18 protein-coding genes are annotated in these 23,983 nt (G+C 66.1%); 7 read left to right on the top strand and 11 right to left on the bottom strand.

Features of this window, described 5'->3' with window-relative positions:
* The first annotated feature begins 705 nt into the window (after nucleotides 1–705).
* Nucleotides 706–975 (top strand): hypothetical protein, encoded by a 270-nt coding sequence (locus tag ACVCAG_RS35240; RefSeq protein WP_440085737.1) that lies wholly within the window; start codon nucleotides 706–708, stop codon nucleotides 973–975.
* Between the two features lie 37 nt (nucleotides 976–1,012).
* Here the strand turns inward: ACVCAG_RS35240 and ACVCAG_RS35235 are convergent, their stop codons facing one another.
* Nucleotides 1,013–3,904, bottom strand: a complete 2,892-nt coding sequence (locus ACVCAG_RS35235) for a glycosyl hydrolase family 95 catalytic domain-containing protein (protein ID WP_440085738.1) — start codon at nucleotides 3,902–3,904, stop codon at nucleotides 1,013–1,015.
* Between the two features lie 525 nt (nucleotides 3,905–4,429).
* On the opposite strand from ACVCAG_RS35235, the gene ACVCAG_RS35230 reads away from it, so the two are divergent.
* Both ACVCAG_RS35230 and ACVCAG_RS35225 read left to right on the top strand, forming a co-directional pair.
* Nucleotides 4,430–4,837 carry a hypothetical protein gene (locus ACVCAG_RS35230; RefSeq protein WP_440085841.1) on the top strand — a complete coding sequence of 136 codons (408 nt, stop codon included), beginning with the start codon at nucleotides 4,430–4,432 and terminating at the stop codon, nucleotides 4,835–4,837.
* A gap of 470 nt (nucleotides 4,838–5,307) precedes the next feature.
* Nucleotides 5,308–5,826 (top strand): hypothetical protein, encoded by a 519-nt coding sequence (locus ACVCAG_RS35225; RefSeq protein ID WP_440085739.1) that lies wholly within the window; start codon nucleotides 5,308–5,310, stop codon nucleotides 5,824–5,826.
* Between the two features lie 407 nt (nucleotides 5,827–6,233).
* Here ACVCAG_RS35225 and ACVCAG_RS35220 read toward each other — a convergent pair whose 3' ends face one another.
* The 3 genes from ACVCAG_RS35220 to ACVCAG_RS35210 all read right to left on the bottom strand — a co-directional run bounded on the left by ACVCAG_RS35220 (nucleotide 6,234) and on the right by ACVCAG_RS35210 (nucleotide 10,709).
* On the bottom strand, nucleotides 6,234–6,683 hold the full coding sequence (locus ACVCAG_RS35220; RefSeq protein ID WP_440085740.1) for a hypothetical protein: 450 nt from the start codon (nucleotides 6,681–6,683) through the stop codon (nucleotides 6,234–6,236).
* Nucleotides 6,684–6,780: 97 nt separating this feature from the next.
* Entirely contained in the window at nucleotides 6,781–7,149 is a 369-nt protein-coding gene (locus ACVCAG_RS35215; protein ID WP_440085741.1) for a hypothetical protein, read from the bottom strand.
* A gap of 368 nt (nucleotides 7,150–7,517) precedes the next feature.
* Complete coding sequence (locus ACVCAG_RS35210; RefSeq protein WP_440085742.1) at nucleotides 7,518–10,709, bottom strand: BTAD domain-containing putative transcriptional regulator; 3,192 nt, start codon at nucleotides 10,707–10,709, stop codon at nucleotides 7,518–7,520.
* 643 nt (nucleotides 10,710–11,352) lie between these two features.
* Between ACVCAG_RS35210 and ACVCAG_RS35205 the strand changes: the two genes are divergently transcribed.
* The gene (locus ACVCAG_RS35205) at nucleotides 11,353–12,249 is read left to right on the top strand and encodes a hypothetical protein (RefSeq protein ID WP_447191165.1); all 897 of its coding nucleotides are present in this window, start codon (nucleotides 11,353–11,355) and stop codon (nucleotides 12,247–12,249) included.
* 322 nt (nucleotides 12,250–12,571) lie between these two features.
* On the opposite strand, the gene ACVCAG_RS35200 is transcribed toward ACVCAG_RS35205, so the two are convergent.
* From ACVCAG_RS35200 to ACVCAG_RS35190, 3 genes are all read right to left on the bottom strand, one after another.
* Nucleotides 12,572–12,745 carry a hypothetical protein gene (locus ACVCAG_RS35200; protein ID WP_440085744.1) on the bottom strand — a complete coding sequence of 58 codons (174 nt, stop codon included), beginning with the start codon at nucleotides 12,743–12,745 and terminating at the stop codon, nucleotides 12,572–12,574.
* Between the two features lie 188 nt (nucleotides 12,746–12,933).
* Nucleotides 12,934–13,956, bottom strand: coding sequence for a M48 family metallopeptidase (locus ACVCAG_RS35195; protein ID WP_447191164.1), 1,023 nt, complete (start codon nucleotides 13,954–13,956; stop codon nucleotides 12,934–12,936).
* 226 nt (nucleotides 13,957–14,182) lie between these two features.
* The gene (locus tag ACVCAG_RS35190; protein WP_447191163.1) at nucleotides 14,183–14,665 is read right to left on the bottom strand and encodes a hypothetical protein; all 483 of its coding nucleotides are present in this window, start codon (nucleotides 14,663–14,665) and stop codon (nucleotides 14,183–14,185) included.
* Nucleotides 14,666–15,217: 552 nt separating this feature from the next.
* Here ACVCAG_RS35190 and ACVCAG_RS35185 point away from each other — a divergent pair.
* The gene (locus tag ACVCAG_RS35185) at nucleotides 15,218–16,372 is read left to right on the top strand and encodes a hypothetical protein (RefSeq protein ID WP_447191162.1); all 1,155 of its coding nucleotides are present in this window, start codon (nucleotides 15,218–15,220) and stop codon (nucleotides 16,370–16,372) included.
* Between the two features lie 38 nt (nucleotides 16,373–16,410).
* Nucleotides 16,411–16,701 carry a hypothetical protein gene (locus tag ACVCAG_RS35180; protein WP_447191161.1) on the top strand — a complete coding sequence of 97 codons (291 nt, stop codon included), beginning with the start codon at nucleotides 16,411–16,413 and terminating at the stop codon, nucleotides 16,699–16,701.
* Here ACVCAG_RS35180 and ACVCAG_RS35175 read toward each other — a convergent pair.
* On the bottom strand, nucleotides 16,614–18,491 hold the full coding sequence (locus tag ACVCAG_RS35175; protein WP_447191160.1) for a hypothetical protein: 1,878 nt from the start codon (nucleotides 18,489–18,491) through the stop codon (nucleotides 16,614–16,616). The genes ACVCAG_RS35180 and ACVCAG_RS35175 overlap by 88 nt on opposite strands.
* Nucleotides 18,492–18,714: 223 nt before the next feature.
* Nucleotides 18,715–19,773: a helix-turn-helix domain-containing protein gene (locus ACVCAG_RS35170; protein ID WP_440085750.1), complete on the bottom strand. Its 1,059-nt coding sequence runs from the start codon at nucleotides 19,771–19,773 to the stop codon at nucleotides 18,715–18,717.
* Between the two features lie 66 nt (nucleotides 19,774–19,839).
* Between ACVCAG_RS35170 and ACVCAG_RS35165 the strand changes: the two genes are divergently transcribed.
* On the top strand, nucleotides 19,840–20,364 hold the full coding sequence (locus ACVCAG_RS35165) for a hypothetical protein (protein ID WP_447191159.1): 525 nt from the start codon (nucleotides 19,840–19,842) through the stop codon (nucleotides 20,362–20,364).
* A gap of 316 nt (nucleotides 20,365–20,680) precedes the next feature.
* On the opposite strand, the gene ACVCAG_RS35160 is transcribed toward ACVCAG_RS35165, so the two are convergent.
* Nucleotides 20,681–21,325 (bottom strand): DDE-type integrase/transposase/recombinase, encoded by a 645-nt coding sequence (locus ACVCAG_RS35160; RefSeq protein WP_447191158.1) that lies wholly within the window; start codon nucleotides 21,323–21,325, stop codon nucleotides 20,681–20,683.
* 254 nt (nucleotides 21,326–21,579) lie between these two features.
* Nucleotides 21,580–23,733: a SpoIIE family protein phosphatase gene (locus ACVCAG_RS35155; RefSeq protein ID WP_440085753.1), complete on the bottom strand. Its 2,154-nt coding sequence runs from the start codon at nucleotides 23,731–23,733 to the stop codon at nucleotides 21,580–21,582.
* Between the last annotated feature and the right edge of the window lie 250 nt (nucleotides 23,734–23,983).

The raw sequence follows: 23,983 nt of genomic DNA, 5'->3' as shown, positions 1-23,983 counted from the left end.
GTGGCATCTGGGAAGCGACGGTCAGTAGGAGTGAGCGCGGTGCCCGTGAGCCCGAAGACCTGCCGGCCGTCCGTGCGCCGTCCGGCGTGCGGTGATCCCTGGTTTCGTGGGAGGGCCTGGGATGTGTCCTTCCCGGGTGTTCCTCCGCGTGGTCGTGGGTCGGCATGGCATGAGCCGAGGGAAGGGCTGGGCTTGAGTCAGGTCACCACGACCGTTTTGGGCCATCCCCGTATCGGGGCCGTCGCGGGTCGAAGCGGGCGACGGAGGATCACCGGGCCGGGCGGGTCGATGCCGCCGGTCTGGGGAGACAGCCGCCGGTCTGCGGCAAGGGGTGTGGCGGAAGCCGTCAGGGGGCGGGGCTGGGCGCGGTGCCGTCCAACACCTTCTCCCTGTACGACCACGTGCTGGACGCGATCGCGCTGGCGGGGGCGGCGCCGCTGGAGATGACCAAGTGGTTCGACACCAACCACCACTAGCTCAACGACAAAGTGCCGCGGCCCTCCTTCGTCGAGCATTGCCACTGGCAGGCAATGGTGAAGCTTTGCTGATTAGTCCCGGGTGATGCGCGTGGTGAGCTGTTCGCTAAAGGGGCGCAACCGGTGAATCGGCGGTGCCTGCGGAGCCTGGGGGTCCGATTGTTCATCGACGGGATGTGACGGTCGCATCACTGGGGGACGTCGCCTGCCAAAGAGGAGAGGTGTGCCGATGAGCGGGGATGTGGCGGCGTTGGGGGAAGCTCAGCTGACGGTCATCCAGCTGCCCTCCTACGCCCCCGAACTCAACCCGGTCGAGGCCGTCCGGGCCCACCTGAAACACTCCTTGGCCAACCTGGCCGAGGAGACCCTGAACGAACTCACCCGGTTGATCAAGATCCGGCTGAAGAAGATACAGTACCGACCTCGGCTGATCAGCGGCTTCATCGCCAGACAGGCCTCGCCACTAAACCCCTGTAACTTCAGCCTTCGAAGTCTCTAGCGGGGTAGTGCGACGGAACGCGGCTGGATCCCCGGCGTCATACGGCGACGACCTGCCATTCCTGGTTGGCGCCGCTGTTGGTGGCCCATTGGATGACTCGGGCGCCGTCGGCTGTGGAGCCCGCTTCGACGTCCGCGCACAATCCGTTGCCGATGTTGATCAGTCGGTAGTAGCCGCTTGTGGCCGCGGGGACGAGTTTCCACCGCTGGTTCGCGCCGTTGTTGTCGGTCGTCTGAACGAGGGCGGTGCCCTGGTTGGCGTTCGGGCTGCTGAGGACCTTGCCGCTGCCGACACCGGACAGCCGGAACGAGCCGTCGGAGTTCTGCGACATCTGCCAGCGCTGGTTGGTCCCGCCGCTCCAGGGCCACTGGACTATGGCGGCGCCGTCGGCGGTGGAGCCGCCGGAGACGTCCAGCACCTTGCCGCTGTTGCGGTTGACCAGGCGGACGACGCCGGTGGACGGGCCGCCGGCCCCCAGGCCGACGGTGATCTGGGTCGTCGTACCTGCGGTGAGTGACACCTGGCGGGCGTGGCTGCCCAACGGCGAGGTGGCGACGCCCGCGCTGGTGGTGACGGAAACGATCCCGCGCCGGCAAATGAGCGTTACGGTCTGGGCGATGTCGGAGATGACGCTGGCGGTGACGGTCCGGGCGCTGATGTCCCAGGTGAGCGACTCGATCCGGATGCGGTTGCGGCCGCGCACGCCGTTGATCGTGCCCTTGGCGAACTGGTCGGGCAGCGCGGGCAGCAACTCCAGGATGCCGGGCCTCGTGTAGATCAATGCCTCGGCGAGGATCGCGGGCAGCGAATTGGCGGCATCGGCGTTGTAGATCGCCAGGTTCGGGTTGTGCGAGGTCATCAGCGACCGGAAGATCATGTTGTTGCCCAGGATCTTCCGCAGGTTGCCGTACACGCCGGCGCCGTCCTTGAGCCGGGCTCGGGCGAGGCTGCGGTGGATGGCGCCGTGGGCCTCTCCTGCCTCGTCTCCTCGCAGATCCAGTGCGCGGCTCGCGTAGCGGATCAGGTCGGGCTTGTCCTCGGGGTTGATCTCGTGCAGCGGCCAGAGTGGGTACATGTGCTGTGCGTGACGGTGGTTGTACCGGTCGGTCAGGCTGGGCCACGACCATTCCGCGAGCGCCCCGTCGCCGTTGATTCGATAATCGGGCATTTTGGTCAGCAAGGCGGTCCAGCGTTGCACGCCTTGGCCTGAGCCCTGCTCGGTGCCGAGGAAGTTCGCGGCGTCGACGGCGGCCTGCAGCGCATGCTTGCCTGCGGCGATCTCGCCGGTCGCATTGATCGACAGCTGCCTGCCCGTGTTGCCGGGGCTGTTCTCCATGGAGAAGCACGGCACGAAGATGACCTTGCCGTTGGCGTCGGTGCGGGTGAGAAAGTCCTCGTAGAACAACGCGAGCTCGATCAGGACCGGAGCGAGCTTGGTGCGGTAGAAGGTGGCGTCACCGGTGACCTGGTAGTACTCGAGCAGCGGATAGAGCAGCCAGTCGGCGCCGCCGATCCAGGTGTGGCCGGGAAACCCGCCGTCGAAATGCAGCATCTTGCCGTACTCGCCGTCGGTCCGGGAGGGAGCGAGCAGGCCGCGAGTGCCGTAGAGGTTTCTGGCGTTGGTGCGCCAGTCGTTGATCTGGCCGAGGATCAGGTTGAAGTAGCCGTCCATGGCTTCGGTGAGGGACAGGATGTTGCCGCCGGCGACCTGGAAGTTGACGTTGGCGTCCGTGGTGAAGTCGCCGGCCCACGCCGCGTCCCAGGCGCCCGTCCACAGGCCGGTCAGCCGCGGCGGCAGGACGCCGCTGGAACTGAGGAACAGGTAACGGCCGGAGTCGTACATCCGCTCCAGTAACGCGAGGTCGATGACATTGCGGTTGGAGTTTTGCCGCGCGATCAGCTCACTGGTCGACAATTGCCGATCGGCGGCGCTGACGTTCAGGTCGAGGCGTGAACGGTCGTACAGCTCGGTGTGCAGGGCGGTATGCCGCGTGAGCGACGTCGCGTAGTCGGCGCTCAGCACGGCCAGCGCCGTGTGCAACGGTTTCGCGTCCCACGCCGTGGACGACTCATAGCGATCGAGTTTGGTCAGCAGCACGAGTTTGGTCGCCGCGGCCACAACAATGGCCGACCCGCTCACCCGTATCGAACCGCCGGTCGCGACTACCCGGGTGACGCCCTCATAGCCGAACGCCCCCTGCCCGGCGGGGTATCTGCCCCGCAGGTTCAGGTAGCCGTCACCGTTGCCGACCGTGGCCAAAGTGGTGAAACCGACGGACCCCGGCACACCGCTCAGGGCCGTGTTGACGCTGAGCGTGGTGTCGATCGTCCGGCCCGGCGCGGGAGTGAGTTCGTGGACGATCACCCGGTCGGCTCGGGAGGCGAAAGCCCGCCGGGTCCACGCGCCGTAACCGTCGGTCCACGTCGAGGTGACCTCACCGGTCCTGAAATCGGTGATCCGGGCGTAATCGCTGGCCGTCGTCATCCCCGGGGTGTTGATCTGCAGCTCATAGCCTGGATGGAAGGTCTGAGTCCAGCGCAGCGACCAGCCGGAGGTGAAGTCGCCGGTGGCACCGTTGAAGTCACCGGCGAGCGCCTTGTCCCTGACCCCCGCCAACCGGCCCGACAGCACCGGCGGAGTTACGTTACGGGTGCCGTTGGGCAAAACGAACCGATGATGCGTGAAGATCACCTTTTCCAGGGTGGGCGCGCCGTAGAGCATGGCCCCGTACTCACCGTTGCCGGTCAGGAAGGCATCGGCCCAATTCGCCGCGGCTGCCGTGTCGTAGATGCCGCGTTGCGGCAGCGTCAGCTGCGGTGGCACGGCGGCGGCCGCCCGGTCAGCGAAGATCGCCGAAGGCAGCGTGGCAGCGCCTGCGGTCGCCACCGTGGTGGCGATGAAGCGTCGACGATTCATCGGCATGTTCATCGAAACTCCCGGTGACGAGATTGGAGTGATCGTTGCGGCCGGGTGCCGCCTGTGCCGCCACGGCTGGTCCACCGCCGCGATACAGCCGCCATTCGACGGGACACCCTGCGGTAGAGCACTCGGTCAAAAAGTGCTTCCGAAGGCAAGCACATCATGTGGTTTGTCTGAGAGACATCCCATGAATAGCGCTCGTGCAACGTATGACGTCCTATGTCTTACGTCAAGAACAATTGTGAACGCCGCGTAACCTCTGATCCCGGTTTCCAGGATGGCCGACGACTCTCTCAGGATTTCGGTGTAACTTTCATCAGCAGGAAGGCCGGGAGCCAGGACGGTGACCACGAGGTGTGTGCCTACGTCGGTTACTTCCTTCGTCTTCATTCATCCGCGGGCGCGCCATGGCCATCGGGAGTCATCCCATGATATGTGCCCGAGGTGTCCGTCCTGCGGAGGGAAGCTCACCGCGCCGGACAGTGCTGGGACGACGCACTGGCCGAATCGTTCTTTTCCACTCTCAAGGGCGAGATGCCAGGCGATCGTCCCCGCGTCGGGAGTCGTCACGAGTTGAAGCGGGCGACGGAGGATTACTGGGTCGGGCGGGTCGATGCCGTCGGCTTGCAGGAGACGGCCGCAGGGTTGCGGCAGGGGGTGTGGCGGGAGTCGTCAGGGGTCGATCGCGAGGATTCTCATCACATGGTCAAAGGTGGTCCGCTCTGCGGCCCGCCGCGCGTCGGGCGGTCGCTGGCCGCGCGCCAACGCCACCATGTGAACAGTCTCAGACAAGAAAAGAGCATCACCGGCCACGGCAGGCCACGCGGAAAGCACATCTCTGACAGAGTCCTGCGTGCCGGCTCGGCCCGTCGTACCGGGAGTGTTTTTCATCCTGAGTGGCGGTCGTCCTCAACTCGGAACCACTCGTATAAAACACTTTAATCTTGGCTGGCGTTACCCTCGTCCGAGTGTGGTTCCTGAAGTGGCCCACCACTCGTTGATCCAGGCGCGATCCCGGCCATGTCCGCGCCGTCATTACCTGGTGCGCAGGACCCGGCGGAATCCAGCGCCCGTATGCCGGCCGTATTCTCTGAATATATCGAGGTCGTATAGGGTTTTGGTCGGCGCAAAACTCGAGAAACGCCTGGAAGGAAAGTAATTTTAATGACCGGCAAGCGGAAGGGGATGTAGGCGTTGTGTCCGTTCTCGGTGTTTCGACTGGCGTCGTTATAGGGGCAGCACCGAGACGCGGATGTGTGGGGGCCACATGCTCGGCACCCGCGCAGCCGGCCGGCTCCACCTTCACCCGGCTCGACGCTCACTCTTCGGCTTGACCGCGCTCCTCAAAAGTATCTTCCGACCGGTCAGATGATCGTCTGTCCATGAATGCCTTGCATGATGAAGGAGAACCAGTGCGACCCCTCACGCGACTCCGGCTTCCCACGATCGGAGTGGCTCTCACCGCCACCCTCGGAGCCGGGCTGTTCGCGGCGCCCGCTGCGCACGCCGCGCCCGACCAAAGAATCAGCTACGTCAAGCGAGTCAAGCCGATCCAGTCCGTGATCACCCATGTCGCGATCAAGGACCACCGTGGCCGGCAGTACCCGATCAAGGTGACCACCACCTGGGCCTACAAGTCCTCCAAGTCCGCGCAGCTGCGGTCCATCGTGATCCGCGAGAACGGCTTCCCCAGGGGCGGATGCATCTTTCCGGACCTTTACTTCGCCAACGCGAACGACTGGGAGGCCCAGCGGGGTAGATACGGCAAGATCTGCGATGGCGGTTCCAAGGCATATTCGGTCATGCGGACGGTCAGAGCACGCAGCGGCAGCAACCTCGGGCAGCTCTGGATCCGGACTCCCAACCCGAGTCACCCCGGCTGCTGCGGAGCGCGGCAGTACACCATCCAGTACAACATCGCGAAGCGCTGAGCTCACTCCTCAGCCTGACCTTTTCCGAGTACGGCGAGAGTCGCGATCGGGAGCGGCATGATCGGGAGCACCGGAGAGCACCGGCTCTCCGGTGCTCCCGGCCGGCGTCGAGCCGGTCGTCCAGAGCGTGACGACCTGCTGCTCCTCCGGCTCGACACACGACTGCAGGAAGCCGTGGGCAAAGGCGTGAACGGCGCCCACACCAGGCCGCCCAGGCCGAACACGACCACGCCGAGGTGGGGTCGCACGTGCGGGGGAGCGCCATCTTCGGCGGCATGTAGAAGAACACCACGACCAGCGGTCGTGCGGCGACCGGCCGGCGACGCAGGATCCGCCACCCCGACTTACCGGCCTTGGACGGCACAACACGTCGCGGCCCCTCAGCGCGACGTCAATGAGTGGGCCGGTCAGTGAAACTCGTCCGAGGCTCTGCAGGTCATGATCGCGTCCAGGGCCAGGCCCCCGTCCAGCACCCCTTCCACATACCCACATCCTGCTATGTAGCTACCTCGCGCGGCGATCGCGGCGAAGACCGCTCCGGAGAACAACTGCCTGCCGGAGGGATTGGAGATCCGTGGATGGACGCTACACCTGGTGGCGTTGTTACAGACCTTCGTCTTGCGCGCGGTTCTCATCGGGTTGTTGTGGCGGTTGACGTCCGCCGAGACGATGATGCGGTTCTGGACCCGGTCGCATACGACGACGTACGAGGCGACGACGGCAGAGCCGCTCGTGGAGATGCCGGAGACCTGCCCGCGGCAGTTGTCACGGTTGGCGGCCTGTGCCGGCAGTGCTCCGACGAGCAGGGATCCCGCGGCGATCGTTGCCACGAGGGCGACCCTCATGCATTTGTTCATGGAAAACCCTTCGCGATCGGAGGACGGGCGAGATGTCGCCTCCTGGTGAATCGAGATGAGAACTGCAATTGACGGCGTGGAGGGCCCTGTCCGAGCGTCAGATCCCGAATTGGAACGTCCCGCGCAGGACGGTGCCCCGCCCGCTCCAGTAGCTCTCGTAATCGGCCCGGTAGGTGACGTCCTCGAAGGCGGTGAGTACCGCACAGGTGGCGCCCGGGTGCCGGATGTTGTCGTCTCTGATGACGATGGGTCTTCCGATCACACCCGGGCGGGTCAGGGTCACCTCCACCCAGGCCGTTCCTGTGGTGTCATCCGCCCGGACGCACAACTCGTTGGTGGGGTCGGCGTAGCGGACGATTCCGTCTCCGACATCCCGTTGAAAGCTCGCCGCCAAGGCCGGCTGTGCGAGGATGACGCTCGCCACCGCGACAGCGACGCCGACGGTGACCGTTTTGAGCGGGTTCATCGTTCCTCCTTCTCGGACGGAGATCAGCCCTCCGGGGCGCCTGGTATTAAAGGGCGAAATATGGCCTCTAACGAGGATTCGTCATGCTCGAATCACTCTGACGGGCCGGAGTTCGTTGGAGTGATCGTTGCACCCGTCGGTAGCACTGTGGAATACGCGCGGAATACGCCTGGTCACTTGAGCTCGACGTCACCGCCGGTTCGAAACCCCGGGTCCCCGCCCTGCCCGCGATGGAGTGTGACGGCCCCGAAGAGGGCGCGGACATCGTCGGATACTGATCCTCGGCAGGCGGCACCCGGCTCTCTGCGACCGCCGGCCGTCTGATGGCGGTCGCCCACGGCGAGTGTCGCCGAGAGCCTGGCCGCCCTTCACCCGAGCCGGGAGTCCAGCGTTCTCACGCCGTTCTCGTGCGAGATCCCGCGGAACAGTTCACGGGCCTCCTCCCAGACGGCTCTGGCCGTGCGGTGGTCGCCGGCGGCGGCGTGGGCGTCGCCGAGGGCGCGGAGCGTCCGCGCCAGGTAGGGGATCGAGCCGCGGGTTCGCCACACCCGGACCGAGCGTTCGAGGGTGGCGACGGCGGCGGGCAGGTCTCCTTCGGCCAGGTTCAACTGCCCGAGCACGCTGAGCGCGTCGGCGAGATAATGGCCGAAGTTGCCGTCCTCGCTGTGGGCCAGCGTCAGTTCGGCGGTCGCCCTGGCCCGCTCGTCCCCGACCGCGGCGAACAGCTTCGAGAGGTAGAGCAGCGAGAACGTCTCCAGATAGCGGTAGTTCAACCGCCGTGCCATTCCCAAGGAGCTCTCCAGCAGTTCCCGGCCGCCCGTGATGTCACCGCAGAACGATTTCGCCGCACCGAGGAACTGGGTGATCGTCGTGGTGTAGTGAGCGTTGCCGAGCGCCTCGGCGACCTTCGTCGCCTGCTCCAGGACCTTGAGCGCCCCTTGAGGGTCGTCCTCGCCGTGGATGATCGCCATCACGTGATAGGCCCGCGCCTGGCCGCCGAGGTAGTTCGCGTCGGCGGCCGTCCGCAGAGCGCGCTCCGCCAGGGCGAGCGCTTGTGCACCACCGTTCCCGTCGGCCGTCATGCTCCAGGCCAGGGTCGCCAGGGCGTCGGCCGTTCCGACCGGATCGTCCAGCATGGTGAACAGGTCGAGGAGCTGCGAAGCACCGGTCCGCATCCGTGTCATCGCCGGTCCGGGGCCCGCCGGTGAGCTCCAGGTGGTGACCTCCAGGAGGCCGCGCATCAGCACGGCCTCGCCGCGCTTGTCGCCGGCCTCCCGGCAGAGCGCGAGCGCCTGCTCGTGCATGCGCTGCCAGCCGTCATACAAGCCACGCACGTTGAGGTACGTCTCGGTGGACCCCGCGAGATCCCATGCGAGTTGGGTCAGGCGAGCCTCGCAGGCTTGGGCGACCCCCGCCATCAGCGCGGCGTGCTCCGCGCCGAACCAGGCCATCGGATCGGCCAGCAGCGGGCCGGCAACCGCCGCAGGCAGCCGCCAGCGCGGCGCACGGCTGTGCATGAGTGCGTGGCAGGGGCCCGGGACGCGCTCCGCCGCGACCTCCGCCAGCGCCAGCCACGCTCCCAGGGCCCGCTCGAGCGCGGCCCGGCGCTCGGGTTCGGGGTCCTCGCGTTGCGCCCGCTCACGCGCGTACAACCGGATCAGGTCGTGGAACCGATACCTGAGCCCGCCCGTCTCGTCCGTCCCGGTGAGGTTCAGCAGATGAGCGTCGATCAGGGTTTCGATCTCGTGTTCCGCCTGCCGTACCGGCACGTCCAGGAGGGCCGCCACCGCCCAGGGGGCGAAATCGGGCGCGTCGAGCAGTCCGGCCAGCCGGAAGGCCCGCTGCGCACCCGGGGGAAGCGTCCGGTAGCTCATCTCGAATCCCGCGCGGATGTCGAGGTCGCCCGCCACGAGTTCGTCCAGCCGGTGCCGTTCCTCCCCGAGGACGCCGGCGAGGTGGGAGAGACTCCACTGCCTTCTGCCGAGGAGCCTGGCCGCCGAGATGCGGACGGCCAGCGGGACCCGGCCGCACAGCCGGATGATCTCCAGAGCCGCGTCCGGGTCGTCCTGGACGCGTTCGTCGCCGATGATCCTTCTCAGCAGGTCCATGGCCTGGGCCGACGGCAGGACGTCGAGTTCCAGCAGGCTCGTGCCCTCGAGACCGACCAGCCGGACACGTCCGGTGAGGAGCACGGCCGTGCCGGGGGCCCCGGGCAGGAGCGGCCGCACCTGCTCCTCTCCGGCGACGTTGTCGAGCAGGACGAGAATTCTGCGTCCGGCCAGGCAGCTCCGGTAGAACGCCACGCGTTCCTCCAGCGATTCGGGTATGCCGGTGGCGCTGATGCCCAGTGCGAACAGGAACCGGCTGAGCACGTCCTCCGGGCGGGCAGGGTCGGCGGAGGCGCCGCGCAGGTCCGCGTAGAGCTGGCCGTCGGGAAAGCGGCCCGCGATCCGGTGCGCGACGTGCACGGCGAGCGTGGTCTTGCCCAGGCCCCCCAGGCCCGCGATGCTGGCCATGGCGACGGTGCCCGGCCGCGGCTTGGTGAGGACCTCGGTGAGGTCTGTCACCTCGCCGTCCCTGCCCGTGAAATCCGCGATGTCCGGCGGCAACTCGGCGGGGGCCGGAGTGGGGGCCGCTTGAGGTTCGGGCATCGGGGCCGTGGCACGGACGGGACGGTCGGCGGACAGGGTACGCGTGTCCCCGCCCGGCTCGATGCCCGGTTCGTCCGACAGGCCCGCGGCAGTGTCACGGTAGGCCGGCCTGTACGGGCCCGGCCCCGCAGGGGAGCCCGTGATCGTCGTCATGAGGCGAGGAACGAGGTCGAGTGAGGGGTCCTGGGTGAGGATTCTCCGATGCATGTCGTGCAGCTCTTCGGCCGGGTCCAGACCGGTCTCCTCGATCAGGGTCTTGCGGGCACGCGTGTATTCGGCGAGCGCGTCCGCCCGCCGGCCACAGCGGTACAGCGCCAGCATCAGCTGCGCGCGCAGCCGCTCCCGCAGTGGGTACTCGTTGGTGAGCGCGGTCAGCTCGCCCAGCAGCCCGGCGTGGCGTCCCAGCCTCAGGTCCAGGGTGATCCGCGACTGCAGGACCGACAGGCGGACCTCGTCCAGCCGCGCGGCCTCCGCGGCCAGCACCGGGACATCGGTCATGCCGACGAACGCGGGCCCGCGCCAGAGACTCAGCGCCTCGTGCAGGTGGTGGGTCGCCTCCTCCGGCTCACCGGCGGCCTCCACCTCCTGCCCTGAGCCGGCGAGGTTCTCGAACCTCGCCGCATCCAGCTCGTCCCGGACCACCAGCACCAGATAGCCGGAGCCGTGCCGCACGACGCGAGCCGGGTCCCCCAGGTGCCGCCGGAGCCGGTGGACGTAGGTCTGCATGTTCTTGATGGCGCTCTTCGGAGGGGTGTTCCCCCACAGCGCCACAGCCAGTTGATCCTCCGAAACGGGATTACCCGCTTGGCACAGCAGAACCGCCAGCAGCACCCGCGCCTTGGGTGTGCCGAGATCGAGCTGCTCACCCTCTCGCCACACCGTCAGCGGACCTAATATCCCGAATTTCATCGCACCCCCTTGACTGGACGCACTGTAAACCTGGACGGCCTGGTTCGGTGATCCACTGGGTGACGAAACGATTGCGAACTCTTCCCGCCCGGGTCGAACTCCAGGACATGGCCGGCTGGCCGCCGAACCGTATCGCGGCCCCGTTCCACCAGGTCCGCCACGTTAGGCGGCCCGAGCAGAGCGGGAGGTGCACCGGGGGGATGCGGCTCTCGATACGGCCGGCTCCCGTCGGAGATACCACGCTGGTGATCGTCCTGACCGCAGAGCCCGGCCTCACAACCCGGCCGATCCTGACCACTTTCCTTGATCCGACCGCCGTGCCGGACACCAGTGCTTCCACCGACCACTGCCTCGCGGTCCTGCCACATGACCACGGGTCTCATGGCGCCGCCCGTTCTTTCGTAATCCTGTGAGCGGTGGTGATGCGATGCCGAGCCACCTCGGCCCGGAAGGGTTCGCCGTGTCGTCGGACATCCGGTCCAGCATGGCGGAGTCTGCTCGACGAGAAAATGACCGCCCTGCAGAGAACTGTGGGTGGATGGTGATCTCACGACTGGGATAGGTCACGAAATCGTGACATTAGCCCGTAGAAGATATGGAGGTGTGGACCACGTACTGAAGGGTCGATCAAGATGATTGGTCGATGATTGGGGTGGGGATGGCCTTGAAAAGACTGGTAATTGCTGGAATCGCCGCCTGCGCGATGCTGCTTGTGGCGTCCTGCACAGCAGGAGAGAAGTCGCCGGGGTCCGATATCGAGGCAATGGACTGTGTGCACTTCAGTCGTGTCGTATTGATGGGTTTTTCTGTTGCGAACCCTGACTGCCGTATGGAATACAAATTGACGCCTGCTGATGAGTGCAGGCGCGACTCGCCACCTGATAACAAGCCGCCGTCGTTCAGTGGTTCCCTGATGGTGAAGGTGGGTCCTCGAGTTGTGAGCGGTTGGCCTTCCGATTTTCCTGGAATGGATATCGAGTTTCGACAGGAACCATCGGGAGAAATCCGCACACCGCACCCCGGATCGTGGTACTTGACGGAACTTCTCAATTTCTTCGGCGGTGGGGACCCGGGCACCGAAAATCGTCAGACGATCGACCTTGTCAAGGGGTTGCGCCCACTGAAGCATATCGTTCATGCCCTGGTTGAGTTACGGGAGCCGCTGAGCGAGGAAGAGGCCAGAAAAGTGCACGACATTGGAATTGGTGAGGTTGTCATTCTCTCGTCAGGGAAAGGAGGAAAACCTATTGGCTGGTCGTTTCCCTACCCGGGTGTGATCGGTGGGTTCGACATATATGCAGGGCAAAAAAGCGTGTCGAGGGTTCGTGAATTTCAACGCTGGGTGTCTCTGCTTCGGCCGGAGGACGAACCTGTACTGGATGAGCTTGGGCTCGACCTGGCGGAGCTTCGCGACTATGCCGGCAAAGGTCGTGTGTACGGGTTCACCATTATGAACTACCCGGGAGTGATCAAGTCGTTGACAAAGAATCCAAAGGTTCATTCGGTGCGCATTATTGACGTTGCGCCGGAGGTGGGCTGAGCCGTTCACGGGCTGCCTTCGACGCGAGGTGTATCAGGAGGTGAGGGCAGCTTTCCAAGAAAAGTCCGTCGGCCGCCATGGATGCCGGAGGGATCGCCCTGCTTGTAAATTCGCTGCGTTCCTGGCCTGACGGAAAGTGATCTACGTTTCTCCGGGAACCGCACGGACGGCAGATCTGAGAAGATTCATCGTCGCATCCCGGCTGTCCACTGTGGTGGAAACCTGAAGGTGGTCAGTCATGCGGCTAAGCCTAGATCACTCCCCGGATCCGGCACAGAAGAGTGAAGACGCTTTCAGGCGGCTGGAACGCATCCTTATAAGATCACTCCATTTCACGATGAGTACGTTCTTTGGCGATCTCGCGGGCAGTCACGACGCGTTGCCCAGCCACCTCGGCCCGGAAGGGTTCGCCGTGTCGGTGGCCGCTGCCGGCGCAGCGCCACTCGGAGAAGGTGAGCGTGCTCTCTTCGGCAGGGGCGAGCAGGCCGAGGATCATCTAGTCGGCACGAGTGCGGCGCGGTCCGCCGAGCGCGAAGCAGAACGTGAATGGTGTTGCGATCCCCGCCGGGAATTTCCGACGCCGCCTCTGTCTCGCCGTCGACGAGGGGGCGCGCTGTGGAGGTGAAGCCGGACACCACCTTCGGGGTCGCGTGACGACGGTCGGTGGATTCCCATCCGTCAGGCCTACCGATAGCGGGCGGACTGGGCATCCTCCCTCAGACGCCGCGCCACGCGCCCAGCGGCCTTGTCGAGTTCCGCCTCGATCTGCTCCGAGCTTGCGGCTGACACCCTGGGTGCCAGGTACGGCAGTGCCAGCACGCGTTGCATGCGCAGGTACGTCGGCGGATGGGTCGTGTCGGCCCCTGTCTTCTCGACGCGGGCGAACTCGCGGTGTCGTTCGAGCTCGGTTTCGGCAACGGCGTTCACATGGGACCGGAGAGCCGTCCACAGGTTCCCGGTTCCGACGGCCACCGCGCTGGATGCGAGGAAGCCGCCGACCGGCTGCGTCCGGGTGATCAAGACGTCCAGAAGCGAGGCAGCGGCCGCGGAGCCGGCGACCTGGGCCTGCATCTCGTCGGCACGGTATTCGGCGTGTTGAGAAGAGCGGTTCAGCAGGAGTTCCATTAGGAAGATCAAGACGCGGACGGGAACGCCCAGGATCGCGAGGAGGCACTGGGTGATGAGAGCGGACACGCCGTCACCGGGTTGCCACCCGAAGCCGGTGACGATGCGAAATTCGTGGAGCGAGTACAGGGCACTGCCGACGACGAGACCGTGTCTGGCGTCGCCGTTCCTGGAATGGGCCATTTCGTGGGCCAGGAGGGCGACACGTTCCTGCGGGGTGAGGATCAGCCAGAGCGGGTAACCGATCTCCACCAGACGGCTGCGTCGCCAGCCGTAGGTACGGAACGAGGCGTTGACCGCACCGCTGATGGCGATCAGGTCCGCTCGGGGAGCCCGCAACTCCTCGCCGATGCGGTCGACGAGGGCGTACAGGTGGGGAGCATCCGAGCGGGTGAGGGGTATGGCCGTGGCGGGGAAGGGGGCGGGGCGGGGACGCAGCAGCCAGGCGAGGTCCAGGGCCACGAGGCCGAACAGGATGCCGACCATCGTCAGGCGGGTGACCAGGTACACGCCGGTGACCAGGAAGACCGGTGCCAGAAGGTGGACGACCGAGGCAAGGATGTAGCCGCCGGTCCGGGACACGCGACCGGCCGCTCGGCGCGACTGGACGGGAACTGACGGAAAGGGCGGGAGGGGCCGCGGAGGTTCCCGGAACGCGCTCGGTGTTTCGTCCGGTAGGTCGGTGGACACGACGAACAAAATGTCAGAACCCGAGAATGGCGGCAAGACGCCGAAGGTGGCCGGTCATGCGGCCAGGCCTGGATCGCCTTTCCGAATCCGGTGTGGAAGGGTGAACGCGACTTCCGGATCACTGGAATGCGTCCCTGCGAAGTCGTGAGGGAGCGTCGTCCGCGTCCGTGGACTGGGCAGGTCCCTTTGCCGCCCGGCCGGTCTGCTGGAGGGGGGCGTGTCTGGCATATGCTCGTGGCGCGGTTGGTTCTCCCGGCGTTGTGTTGGTGTCGGGAGTCGTAAGAGGGAACCCGGTGTGATTCCGGGACTGCGCCGCGAGCCGTGCGCGATAGGTCAAGTCCGCCGCCAGTTGGGCGTGCAGCCGTGGCCAACCGGCGGCCAGCACCGCTCGGTGGAACGCCGTGAAAGCGTGTCTCAACATTCGCCGACCGCGGTCGGGATGGTGCAGCGTGTCGACGACCACCGGAACGCTCTCCAGTACGCTGGCGAACGCGGCCATGTCCTGCTGCACCGGCACGGATGGGTCGTCGAGCGCCGCGTGGAGTTCATCCTCGAACGACATCGAGCCGGCAGCGGGCTGCGGCGTCAGGAAGTCCAGCATGTGCCGGGTGTGCGCCGAGCACAGTGTCACCACCGGCCGGGCCACCGCGGGCAACACCGCACGACCGGCCTGACGCCACGCGGCCAGGCCGGGCGGCGGTTTCGGCAGTCCGAGGCCACGCGCCGCCTTCAGCGTTTGACCTCGATCATTCCGGCCGCGCCTGGATGCCGCCCGATCCCACGCCTGCCCGATCCCACGCCTGCCTGATTCCCGCCACAATCCGCGGTGACCCACACCCATGGACGATTACATCCCGCGATCGTCCAGCACCGGAACATGCAGGACGTGAATGCCTGCTTTTCAGGTTCAGTACGGCGACCCCGCTTCACAGGATCGCGCCCCGACGAAAGGAGCCATGTCGGTGCGCCGGAGAAGCAGAGGTTTTCCCATTCGGCGGCTGTTCTTCTGCCATGAATGGGCTCTGGGGATTGTGTGTGGTTTACTGCTCACCTCATGCATCGCCATTCTGCGGCGTCGGGAGCCGGAGCCGGGGGTTGCGGGTAGATGAGTGGTCTTTGGAATCGGGTCGCGGTGACGCGTGTGGGTGCGGCCGTGTTGCTGGCGATCGCGTTGGGGGTGGCGTGGACCTCCCGCGATGAGGAGGTGCCGGAGCGGCCGGCGCAGCTCCCGGCCTCGCCGCACCTTGCTCCGATCGGTGAGGTCTGGCCTGAAGCAGTCAGCGTGGTACCCGCCGAACGAAAGGACGGCACGTGGCTATGGCCAGTTGGCGCACTTGACAGTGACCATCTGCTCTTGAGGACGCATGAGCACCGTACGGAATTCATCAGTTTCAACACACGGACCAAGAAGCAGCGCGTCATAGCGCGGGCTCCCAAATGGGCAGCGTGCGGTGGGTGTTTCGAGGTCCAGAAAATGGCTCTCGGAACGTCCCACGTAGCGTTCTTCGTCAAGGGGTACGCGCCAGGCGCTTCTCCCGGCGGGCAACGTCACTACGAGCTGTGGACCATGTCGCGAACAGGTGGACCCATGCGTATGGCGGTGCGGTTGCCGTCAAACGTTCAGGCCGAGGACGCCTATGTGCACGGCTTCCAGATCACGGGTGGGCACGCTGTCTGGTGGAGCTATGACGGCGACGTCTGGCGGGTGCCGCTGAGCGGCGGCGAACCTGAGCAGGTGCTTCCGGGGAGGCGTCTTCGAGTGAGCTCCTGGCCATGGGCGTATGACGAGTACGAGCGGACCGTGGTCAATCTCGACACAGGCCAGGAGACCGAGGTGACCGAAATCGATGATCTCCAACACCGCCTGGCCTGCGGGCCCGCATGGTGTGTGGGCGAGGACTGGCAGGAGTTGTGGAAGGTCACGCGGGCGACGGTGCTGCGTGTGGACGGTTCCGATCGCACCACGTTGCCGGGGGACGCACTCCTGATGAGACCGTTGATTCGTGATCGACTCGCCCTTCTCGGTGTCCCGACGATCACCGGCGTGTCGGCCGTCGACGAAGATGACTTCATTCCGCGGACCTGGGGAGCCGGGGGCCTCGGACATGTGACCCAGGTTCACGATCGCTGCACGCGCCAGACCGCGTTGCTCGGGTCCTACGCGTTGACCAGGGCCGAGGGGCCATGGGGTGAGATCAAGATCGGTGCGTGGACGCAGGACGGGCCACTCGTCTTCTGGCGAACGACTCGGGACCGGCTGGTGGTCGCTGACCTGGCCCGCGTGGGTGCTTCCAACTGCCCGGCTTAGTTTCCGGTGGGGGGAGGAATGGGCCAGGAGCCCGCACAGTGGCTCCTGGCGAGTATGGCGACGCCGTCCTTTCGAAAGAGGTGTGGCGGGAGCTGTCGGGGGCGGGGCTGGACGCGGTGCCGTCCAACACCTTCTCCCTGTATGACCACGTGCTGGACACGATCGCGCTGGTCGGTGCGGTGCCCGAGCGGGTTTCCGGCAGGGGCGCGGCTGCGTCAGTTCGACCGCGACCTTCCCGTGCCTACTTCTTCGGCACGTACAGCCGGATGTTGTCGATGCGGGCCTGGCCCTCACCGACGTTCGTGTACGGCTCACCGATGACGAAGTAGTCGGGGTAGGCCGAGCCGGCCGGCCACTGGTTGTCCCACGTCTTGGAGCCAAATTCGCCCCGCGCGGTGTGCGACGTGTTGAACTGGCCGTCGTACTCCTCGGCGTCCACGTTGTAGTGGAAGATCGGGACGTTCGCCCCGACCACGCCGGCGTCGTCGTCGATGAAGCCCCGGGTGAACCGGTAGGTCTGTTTGCCGACGTTCTTGAAGTTGCCGCTGACCTCGAGCGTGTAACCCGCCTCGGTGCGCTCGATGGCGAACGTGTAGTCCTGCTTGGGCATCAGCTCGGGCTGCAGTTCCACGGCCGACTTCTGCACGCCGGAAACCGGCCGACGGTCGCAGCTCGTCACGAACGTCTGCGACTGACCGAGCGAACCCGTGAAGTAGAGCATGTTCACCGTGGTGCGGTTGCTCTCGTCCCAGGGGTACTTCTCACCGGTCCGCGAGTTGCAGACGTCGTAGCCGTCCGTGTTCCGGGACGGGGCCGGGCTGAACTGGTCCATGAGCACCTTGCGGTGCCAGTGGTACATCGCCAGGTTCCGGGGCATCGCCGGGAAGTCCAGGATCGACATGAAGTGGAACGCGTTGTACGCCTCGTTGCTGTCCTCCCGCACGGAGCGTGTGGCGCAGGGGTCGGCCGGTTCGATGTCGTTCGGGTCGCCGACCCAGGGGTAGAACGTCTTGCACTCCTCGAGGGCGTACCCGTTGTACTTGCCGTCGTAGAACAGCGAGCCGTCACGCAAGCCGCCGAAGTCGAGCGTCTTGAGGTCGTACTCGATGCGGTAGTACTTCGGCAGCGGCTCGGTGTTACGGATGATCGCGCCACCTGTGTGGTTGGGCACGGTGATCTTGGCGACGGAGCCCGCGTTCTTCAGCGACTCCGTCACGATCGACGGACGTTCGGCAGTGTCGGTGTAGCTGTCGTCGACCCGCCCGCCGCTCTCGCGCGCGGAGAGGGACGCCGTGAGCCAGCCGTCCCGGCCGAACTCGGTCTCCTGCCGGTAGGTCCGCATGGTCGCCATCGCCGCGTCGAACTCGGGACCGAGCTGAAGGCGGTAGAGGTCGCCGTTGTCGTCGTTGAAGTCGTCGACCGGCTCGCTGTAGTCGTCGAGCACCCACGGGCTGGCCTCAGTGCGGATCGGCTTCCCGAACTGCTCGACATACTTGAGCTTCCAGCGCGGGGGGACGGGTTCCGGCTCGGGCGAGGCGGCCGCGCACGGCGGGGTCACGCCGTCGTCGTTCTGGATGATCGTCAACTTCACGCTGTGCAAGGTCACCCCGGCCGTGCCCGCCTCGACGCGGAAGTCGGCGCCGCCGTTCTCGCGGTTGGCGAACCGGGCGTCCATCAGCTCGAAGCCCGCCGTCTTCCACGTGTTCGACCCGGTGCGGTTCACCGAACCCGTCGAGCCGTACGCGCTGCTGGTCGAGTCGTACTGGACGCGGAATGTGGCCCCGCCCTCGTCGAAGTACTCGACCTGCAGGCACGCGACGAACGCGCCATCGAAGGCGATCGCGTCGTCGACCTGGAAATACATGTGTTCCGCCGGTGCCGAGGTCTGCACGGTCGCGCGTGCGCTCAGCCCGCCAACCGTCACGGGTGCGGTCGTGCCGTCACCCTGCTCGATCTGGCGGAGACCGTTCTCCTCGTTGACCTCGCCCAAGATGATCGAGGCGCTGGGCCCGTCCGCGGCGGCCGACGTCGCGGCGAGGACCAGAGATGCCCCCAGGGTGACCACGCTCAGGGCCGCCACGGCCGAGCGACGTCTGCGATTGCGAGTTGTTGCTCTCATTGCGCTTCCTTCTCCGTTGAGCAAGGCGTCCGTTCGTGCCGCTCCGGGCCTCGGGGCCGCGCGTGAGGCGCGGCCCCCGTCACGGGTGCCGATGTGCGCTGGTTCGGTTCACTCGTCGGTCACGCTCGCGCGCAGTAACTCCTTCCCGCCACCATCGGTGAGCACGAGCGTCGCGGTCGCACCGGACTCGACAGGTGCCGAGAGTTCGTGCGAGACGTACGCGTCACCCGTGAGTCGCACTCGTCAGCGTGCTTCCGGTCGAGTCGTCGACCAGGGCGGCCGTCACGTCCTGGCCGATGAGGGTTGTGAACACGTTGGCCGTGACCGGCACACCTTCGTCGTCGTGGGCGAACCCGACGTGCGCGGCGCCGTCGGCGGTGGCGTTGGTGACGTCGGCGAGCCCAAGCGCCGGCGCCAAGGACTCCGTCCACGAGCCCGTCTGGTGCGGCTGGTGGACCGCCGGGGAGAAGAACCTGTCGGACGTACCCGCCCAGAGCTCGATGTATGGCCGTTCGGACGACCCGCGCCGGAATATGTTCGTGTCGAAGGAGCCGTTCTGTCCCCACTCCCAGAACTTCATGCCGGGCGTGATGGTGTTGTCCCCGACGCGGACGACGCCTTCACGGTTCTCCTGGTTCACCACGCCCCAGAAGTTGTTCTGCGGGGTGATGGCCAGATCCTGACCGTAGGCGGTGCCGTCGCTACGCCACTCGCTCATCTTCTTGATCTTGTCGAGCACGAGATACCGGTCGGTCGGCGTCTGCGGGTGAGCCGGCTGCTCGACGTCGGCCATCCAGCGGTAGGCCGAGTCGTACCGGAAGGTGTCGACGTTCGTGACGATGTCCATCGTCGGCGAACCCCAGGTCGACTCCTCGCCCGGTGCAAGCGTGGTGCAGGTCCAGTACTCGTAGCTTTTCGCCGTGTCCGTCGGGTTGTGCAGCGCCACGGACATGTCCACAGACGGGCTGTCCTTGAACACCGTGTAAGGGACCTCGGCTTCGATCTGCGTGGCCCCGTACGCGAATCGGCTGGGCCGGTCGGGGTGGTCGATCGTGTCCTTCTTGGTCATCGTGATGTCGACGAGCCGGTACCGGTCGCCGCCGTCCTTCTCCAGGACGCCGAGCTCAAGCAGGGATGCGGCGTAGCGGTGGGCCGTGCTGACCGCGACATGGGGCGCGGCTGCCAGATCGTACAGGCTCGCACCCGCTGTGCCGGCGGACGCCACCGTCTCCAGCAGCTCGAACGCCTTGGTCGTACTCGACGACTTCCTCGTCGTCGGCATTCCTGTCGTCACCATTCGAATAACTCGAATCCTCTTCGATTTGGTATCTGATCACAGCCTTGATAAATGCGAGACACCTTGTCAAGGGTTTCGATTCGTGGACTTTCCTGGCTGATCGACGGATTCCTCACCGGGCATTCGAGCATGTCGAATCGACGGTTCATCTCGGCACCGGCGTGGGCCGTCGACGGTCGCGGCCACGGTGATGGGCACTGCGGCAACTGGTTACGCCGCTTGTCGCAAGGGGAGACAGACTCCCGCCGCACGTCGAGCGCGAGCCTGGTCACCGGCAGGCGGCGTTCGAAGGACGTCAGGCGCACGCTTGCTCGTGCCAACCCTGAGGTCCACTCGGTGGACTTGGCCGCCGGCTGCGTTGTCAATGGCCAGTTGCCAAGTGAATCAGAACAACTTGAGGAGGGCCTTGCATTAATTATGAAAGGCTTCCGGATCGCTTTAGAGCGGGATTTCCCCGATCTCGTCCGCGTGGCAATGATGCTCCTCCGCAACCTCTATCGGCAGAACCCTTCGGAGGTAGCGGAGACATGGCGCAAGGCGACCTCGACTGAACCGCCGGAGTGGATGACGCAGTGATCATCTTGGCACAGAGGGTGGGCCCGTCCATCAAGCAAGCAAAAGCCTTCAGCCAGCCCTAAGCCACGCCGCACGCCCGATCCCTAATTGCGAGGAGGATTGGCAATGGCGTTCCAGGGTGATGTACTCCGGCTTTCGTGGAGTCGGTGGTCTGCCCCGGGTCCGGTGGAGTCGCGTTTCTGGATTGTCATGCCACGATGGTCGTGTTTTCGAACTCTGTCGGGGTCAGCATGGCGAGGCTGCTGTGACGCCGTCTGCGGTGGTGTCAGATCTCCAGGTACTCGAAGATGGCGTTGGCGAGCTCGATCCGGGTGTTTCAATGCTGACGGTCGAGGAGTTCGACCTGCATTCGGGACCAGAACGCCTCGATCATGGTCACCAACGCGGCGGTGGGAGATGGGTCGATGGACCAGCCGACCACGCGGCGCGAGGAGGCATCCAGCACCACGGCGCGGTACACCTTGCCTTCGCGGGTGGGGTGCCCGGTGATATCGGTGACCCATAGCTGATTCGGCGCGCTTTGGGAGAACTGGCGGTCGACCAGGTCGGTGGCGATCTGGTCGGGTGTGGACCGGCGCCACCTGGGCCGGCCGGTGACCCCGGCCGGTCCGGCCCGGCGCATCAGGAGTTTCACTGCGCCGTGGCTGACCGGCACGCCGTGGCCCAGCCGCAGCCGCTGACCCCTCAACGCAGCGAGTTCGCCTGGCACGTCCTCTCGCCACGCCAGCCGGAATCCTTGCCCGACCCAATCCAAGGGCCGAGCCGGATCAACGGTGTTCCAGGTGATCGAAATCTCATCGAGCTTATGATGAACGATCTCAACCTGCTCCCCCTCGAAATCCAGCGGGATCAGGCCGTCGGAGAACCCCTCATCCTCATCGAGATCCCAGACCAGCAGGGTCTCGCCGATCGGGCCGGACGACGCCGTCGCGATCAACAACACCCTCAACGTGATCCGCAATGTCGTTCACCTCGACGACAGGACTTCCACGCCCGCACAGGTGTTGGTCGCGAGCAAGCCCGCGCGACGCCACACGCGATGAGTGATGCCATCAGGGCGATGAAGGAGCAGCGCCAGGCCGAAGGCAAGAAGTGATAGGCCGCCAGGCCAGAAGCCGCTTCACACGTTCTCTTGATCTTGCTTGCCTTCGTTCGGCCTCGGCCCCCAGTCACCAAGAGAGGCCATCTCACCCGAGGGGCCTTATCGCGTTGTCGTCAGCAGGGGAGGGATTGCTCGGTCCAGATGCATTTGCCGTCTTGGAGGTAGCGGGCGCCCCAGCGCCGGGAGAGGGCGGCCACCAGCTGCAGGCCCCGGCCGCCTTCGTCGGTGTAGGAGGCGTGGCGGATGCGCGGGGTGCTGAGACTGCCGTCGTAGATCTCGCAGATCAGGGAGCGGCTGCGCAGCAGGCGCAGACATATGGGGCCCTTTGCGTGCCGGATCACGTTGCCGACGAGCTCGCTGACCAGAAGTTCGGTGGTGATCGTCAGATCGTCCAGTCCCCAGATGGCCAGTTGTTCGCGGACATATTTGCGGGCCTGTCCGGCTGCTCTGGGATCGTCGGGGAGGTTGCAGGTGGCGACATCGTCGGCGGCGGTACCGCGGGTATGGACGATGAACAGGGCGGCGTCATCGTCGGTCTGTTCACGGGCGGGCAGCAGCGCCGAGACGACCGTGTCGCAGAGATCCTCCAGGGGCCCGACGTCGTCGCCCTGGCGTCCTGACCAGAGGTGGGGAATGCGGGGCACGGCCTGGGCCACGATTCGGCGGAGCTGGGCCAGGCCCTTGTCGACGTCGCGGGTGGCGGATTCGACCAGGCCGTCGGTGCAGAGCACCAGCAGGCTCTCCTCAGGCAGGTGCAATTCGTGGATCTCGAAGGGCGGTTCCGCGGCGCCCAGCGGCGGGTCGGCGGCCAGGTGGGGGCACAACACGGTGCCGTCGGGGTGGACGATGACCGGTGGGGGATGGCCGGCCAGGCAGAACGTACAGGTCCGGGTGGTGGGATCGAAGACGGCGTACAGGCAGGTGGCGTAAAAGTCGTCACCGAGGTCGCTGACCAGATCGTTGAGGTGGCCGAGCAGTTCGTCGGGGGGCAGGTCGAGATCGGCGAGGGTGCGTACAGCGGTGCGCAGGCGACCCATGGTGGCCGCTTCGGTGATGCCGTGTCCCATGACGTCGCCGATCACCATGGCGACCCGGTCGCCGGACAGCGGGATCAGGTCGTACCAGTCGCCGCCCACCTCCTCGCCCCGGCCCGCGGGCAGGTAGCGCGCGGCGGCGCAGGCGACGGGGAGCCGGGGAAGCTCCCGGGGAAGCAAACCGCGCTGCAGTTCCTGTGCGCGGGCGTGTTCCACGTCGTACAGCCGGGCCCGTTCCAGCGCCTGACCGACCAGACCGCTCAACGCCGTCAGCAGGGTGCGCTCCTCGTCGCTGAAGACACGCTCCCGGGTGAACGACACCACACATGAGCCGATGGACCGCCCGGAGGCGATCATGGGCAGGAACGCCCAGGCGTTCTTCGGTGACGCCTTCCCCACACTCTCCATCGTTGGATAGCGCCGGCAATACTCCGTTTCCGATCCGATGAACCGGGGAGTACCGGTCCCTAACACATCGGTCACCGGGAGGGTTTCGGTGAGCGGGAGCCGGTCGACAAGACTGAGGAAATCCTGTGGGTACCCGGCGGCGCCGACCACATCCAGCCGGCCGCCTTCGATGAGCCAGACCACGAGCCCGTCGGCACGGAACGGAGGCAGGACATGGTCCGCGACGGCCTGCACGACGTCCCGGGTGGTGACGGCCTCGGCGAGCGCCACGGTCAGCTCGCCCATCCGGACCGTCCGCTCGGACCCGGCCGCCGAAGTAACGCCTGGCTCCGTGCCGGGCAAGCCTTCCAGGCGCGCAGCGGCCCATGCCGCTACCGCACCGAGAAAGGATCGCTGCTCGTCATCCGGCTCGGCGGACCCTGCCGTGAGCACGGACAACACCCCGACCGGCCCATCGGCACCCGGGAGGGGCAATGCCGCCGTGCCGGTTGCCCCGATCCCCAAGCTGTCCCCGCCCACCCAGACGTAGCCACCACGCCGCACGGCGCGTGTGGGCGCCACGTCCTGCACGGTACGAAGATCCGCCCACGCCTCGGCGGCCTCCGGGAGAAGCCCGCTGGCCGCCGCCAGACGCAGGCAACCGGTAGCGGAATCGCACCTGTGCACGAGGGCGCCCAGACCGCCCAGTCCCGTCGTCGCCTGCTGGAGAGCCAGCGTCAGCGTCTGCGCGCTCCACTGCCCTTCGTCCGAGGTCCCCGTAACGCCGAGCTGCTCCGCCTGCGGCTGCTCGGCGTGGCCCTCGGACCTAACATTCCGGGCCGCCACCTCACCTCCTGGCATAAGCGCGACAATGTGAAAAGTCACCACTTATGTACATCCACACTAGCTTTCACCGCCATACGCGGCACTTCTGGGGTCCGCGAAACTCCGCCGCTTCGTGTGCGCCCCTTGGCAACACGACCCGGTGAAGCCGGCCGCGCTCATCGCCACCCAGAGGACCGAGCATGCCCATCGCGAGGGCGCGGGCGCACGAGCAAGATCCTAAAAGTAAAGATGATCAATCATGGCCTCTACG

Source organism: Streptosporangium sp. G12 (assembly GCF_052983175.1).
Note: the sequence above shows the minus strand (reverse complement) of the source record. Positions and strands in the feature narration are given on the sequence as shown.

Excerpts from the sequence above, each read along its gene's own strand:
- ACVCAG_RS35175 (WP_447191160.1), bottom strand. The coding sequence starts at position 18,491 with ATGAGAGCAACAACTCGCAATCGCAGACGTCGCTCGGCCGTGGCGGCC.
- ACVCAG_RS35215 (WP_440085741.1), bottom strand. The coding sequence starts at position 7,149 with ATGAACCCGCTCAAAACGGTCACCGTCGGCGTCGCTGTCGCGGTGGCG.
- ACVCAG_RS35205 (WP_447191165.1), top strand. The coding sequence starts at position 11,353 with ATGATTGGGGTGGGGATGGCCTTGAAAAGACTGGTAATTGCTGGAATC.
- ACVCAG_RS35165 (WP_447191159.1), top strand. The coding sequence starts at position 19,840 with ATGCGAGACACCTTGTCAAGGGTTTCGATTCGTGGACTTTCCTGGCTG.
- ACVCAG_RS35230 (WP_440085841.1), top strand. The coding sequence starts at position 4,430 with ATGCCAGGCGATCGTCCCCGCGTCGGGAGTCGTCACGAGTTGAAGCGG.
- ACVCAG_RS35220 (WP_440085740.1), bottom strand. The coding sequence starts at position 6,683 with ATGAACAAATGCATGAGGGTCGCCCTCGTGGCAACGATCGCCGCGGGA.
- ACVCAG_RS35190 (WP_447191163.1), bottom strand. The coding sequence starts at position 14,665 with ATGCTGGACTTCCTGACGCCGCAGCCCGCTGCCGGCTCGATGTCGTTC.
- ACVCAG_RS35210 (WP_440085742.1), bottom strand. The coding sequence starts at position 10,709 with ATGAAATTCGGGATATTAGGTCCGCTGACGGTGTGGCGAGAGGGTGAG.
- ACVCAG_RS35235 (WP_440085738.1), bottom strand. The coding sequence starts at position 3,904 with ATGAACATGCCGATGAATCGTCGACGCTTCATCGCCACCACGGTGGCG.
- ACVCAG_RS35200 (WP_440085744.1), bottom strand. The coding sequence starts at position 12,745 with ATGATCCTCGGCCTGCTCGCCCCTGCCGAAGAGAGCACGCTCACCTTC.
- ACVCAG_RS35240 (WP_440085737.1), top strand. The coding sequence starts at position 706 with ATGAGCGGGGATGTGGCGGCGTTGGGGGAAGCTCAGCTGACGGTCATC.
- ACVCAG_RS35170 (WP_440085750.1), bottom strand. The coding sequence starts at position 19,773 with ATGCCGACGACGAGGAAGTCGTCGAGTACGACCAAGGCGTTCGAGCTG.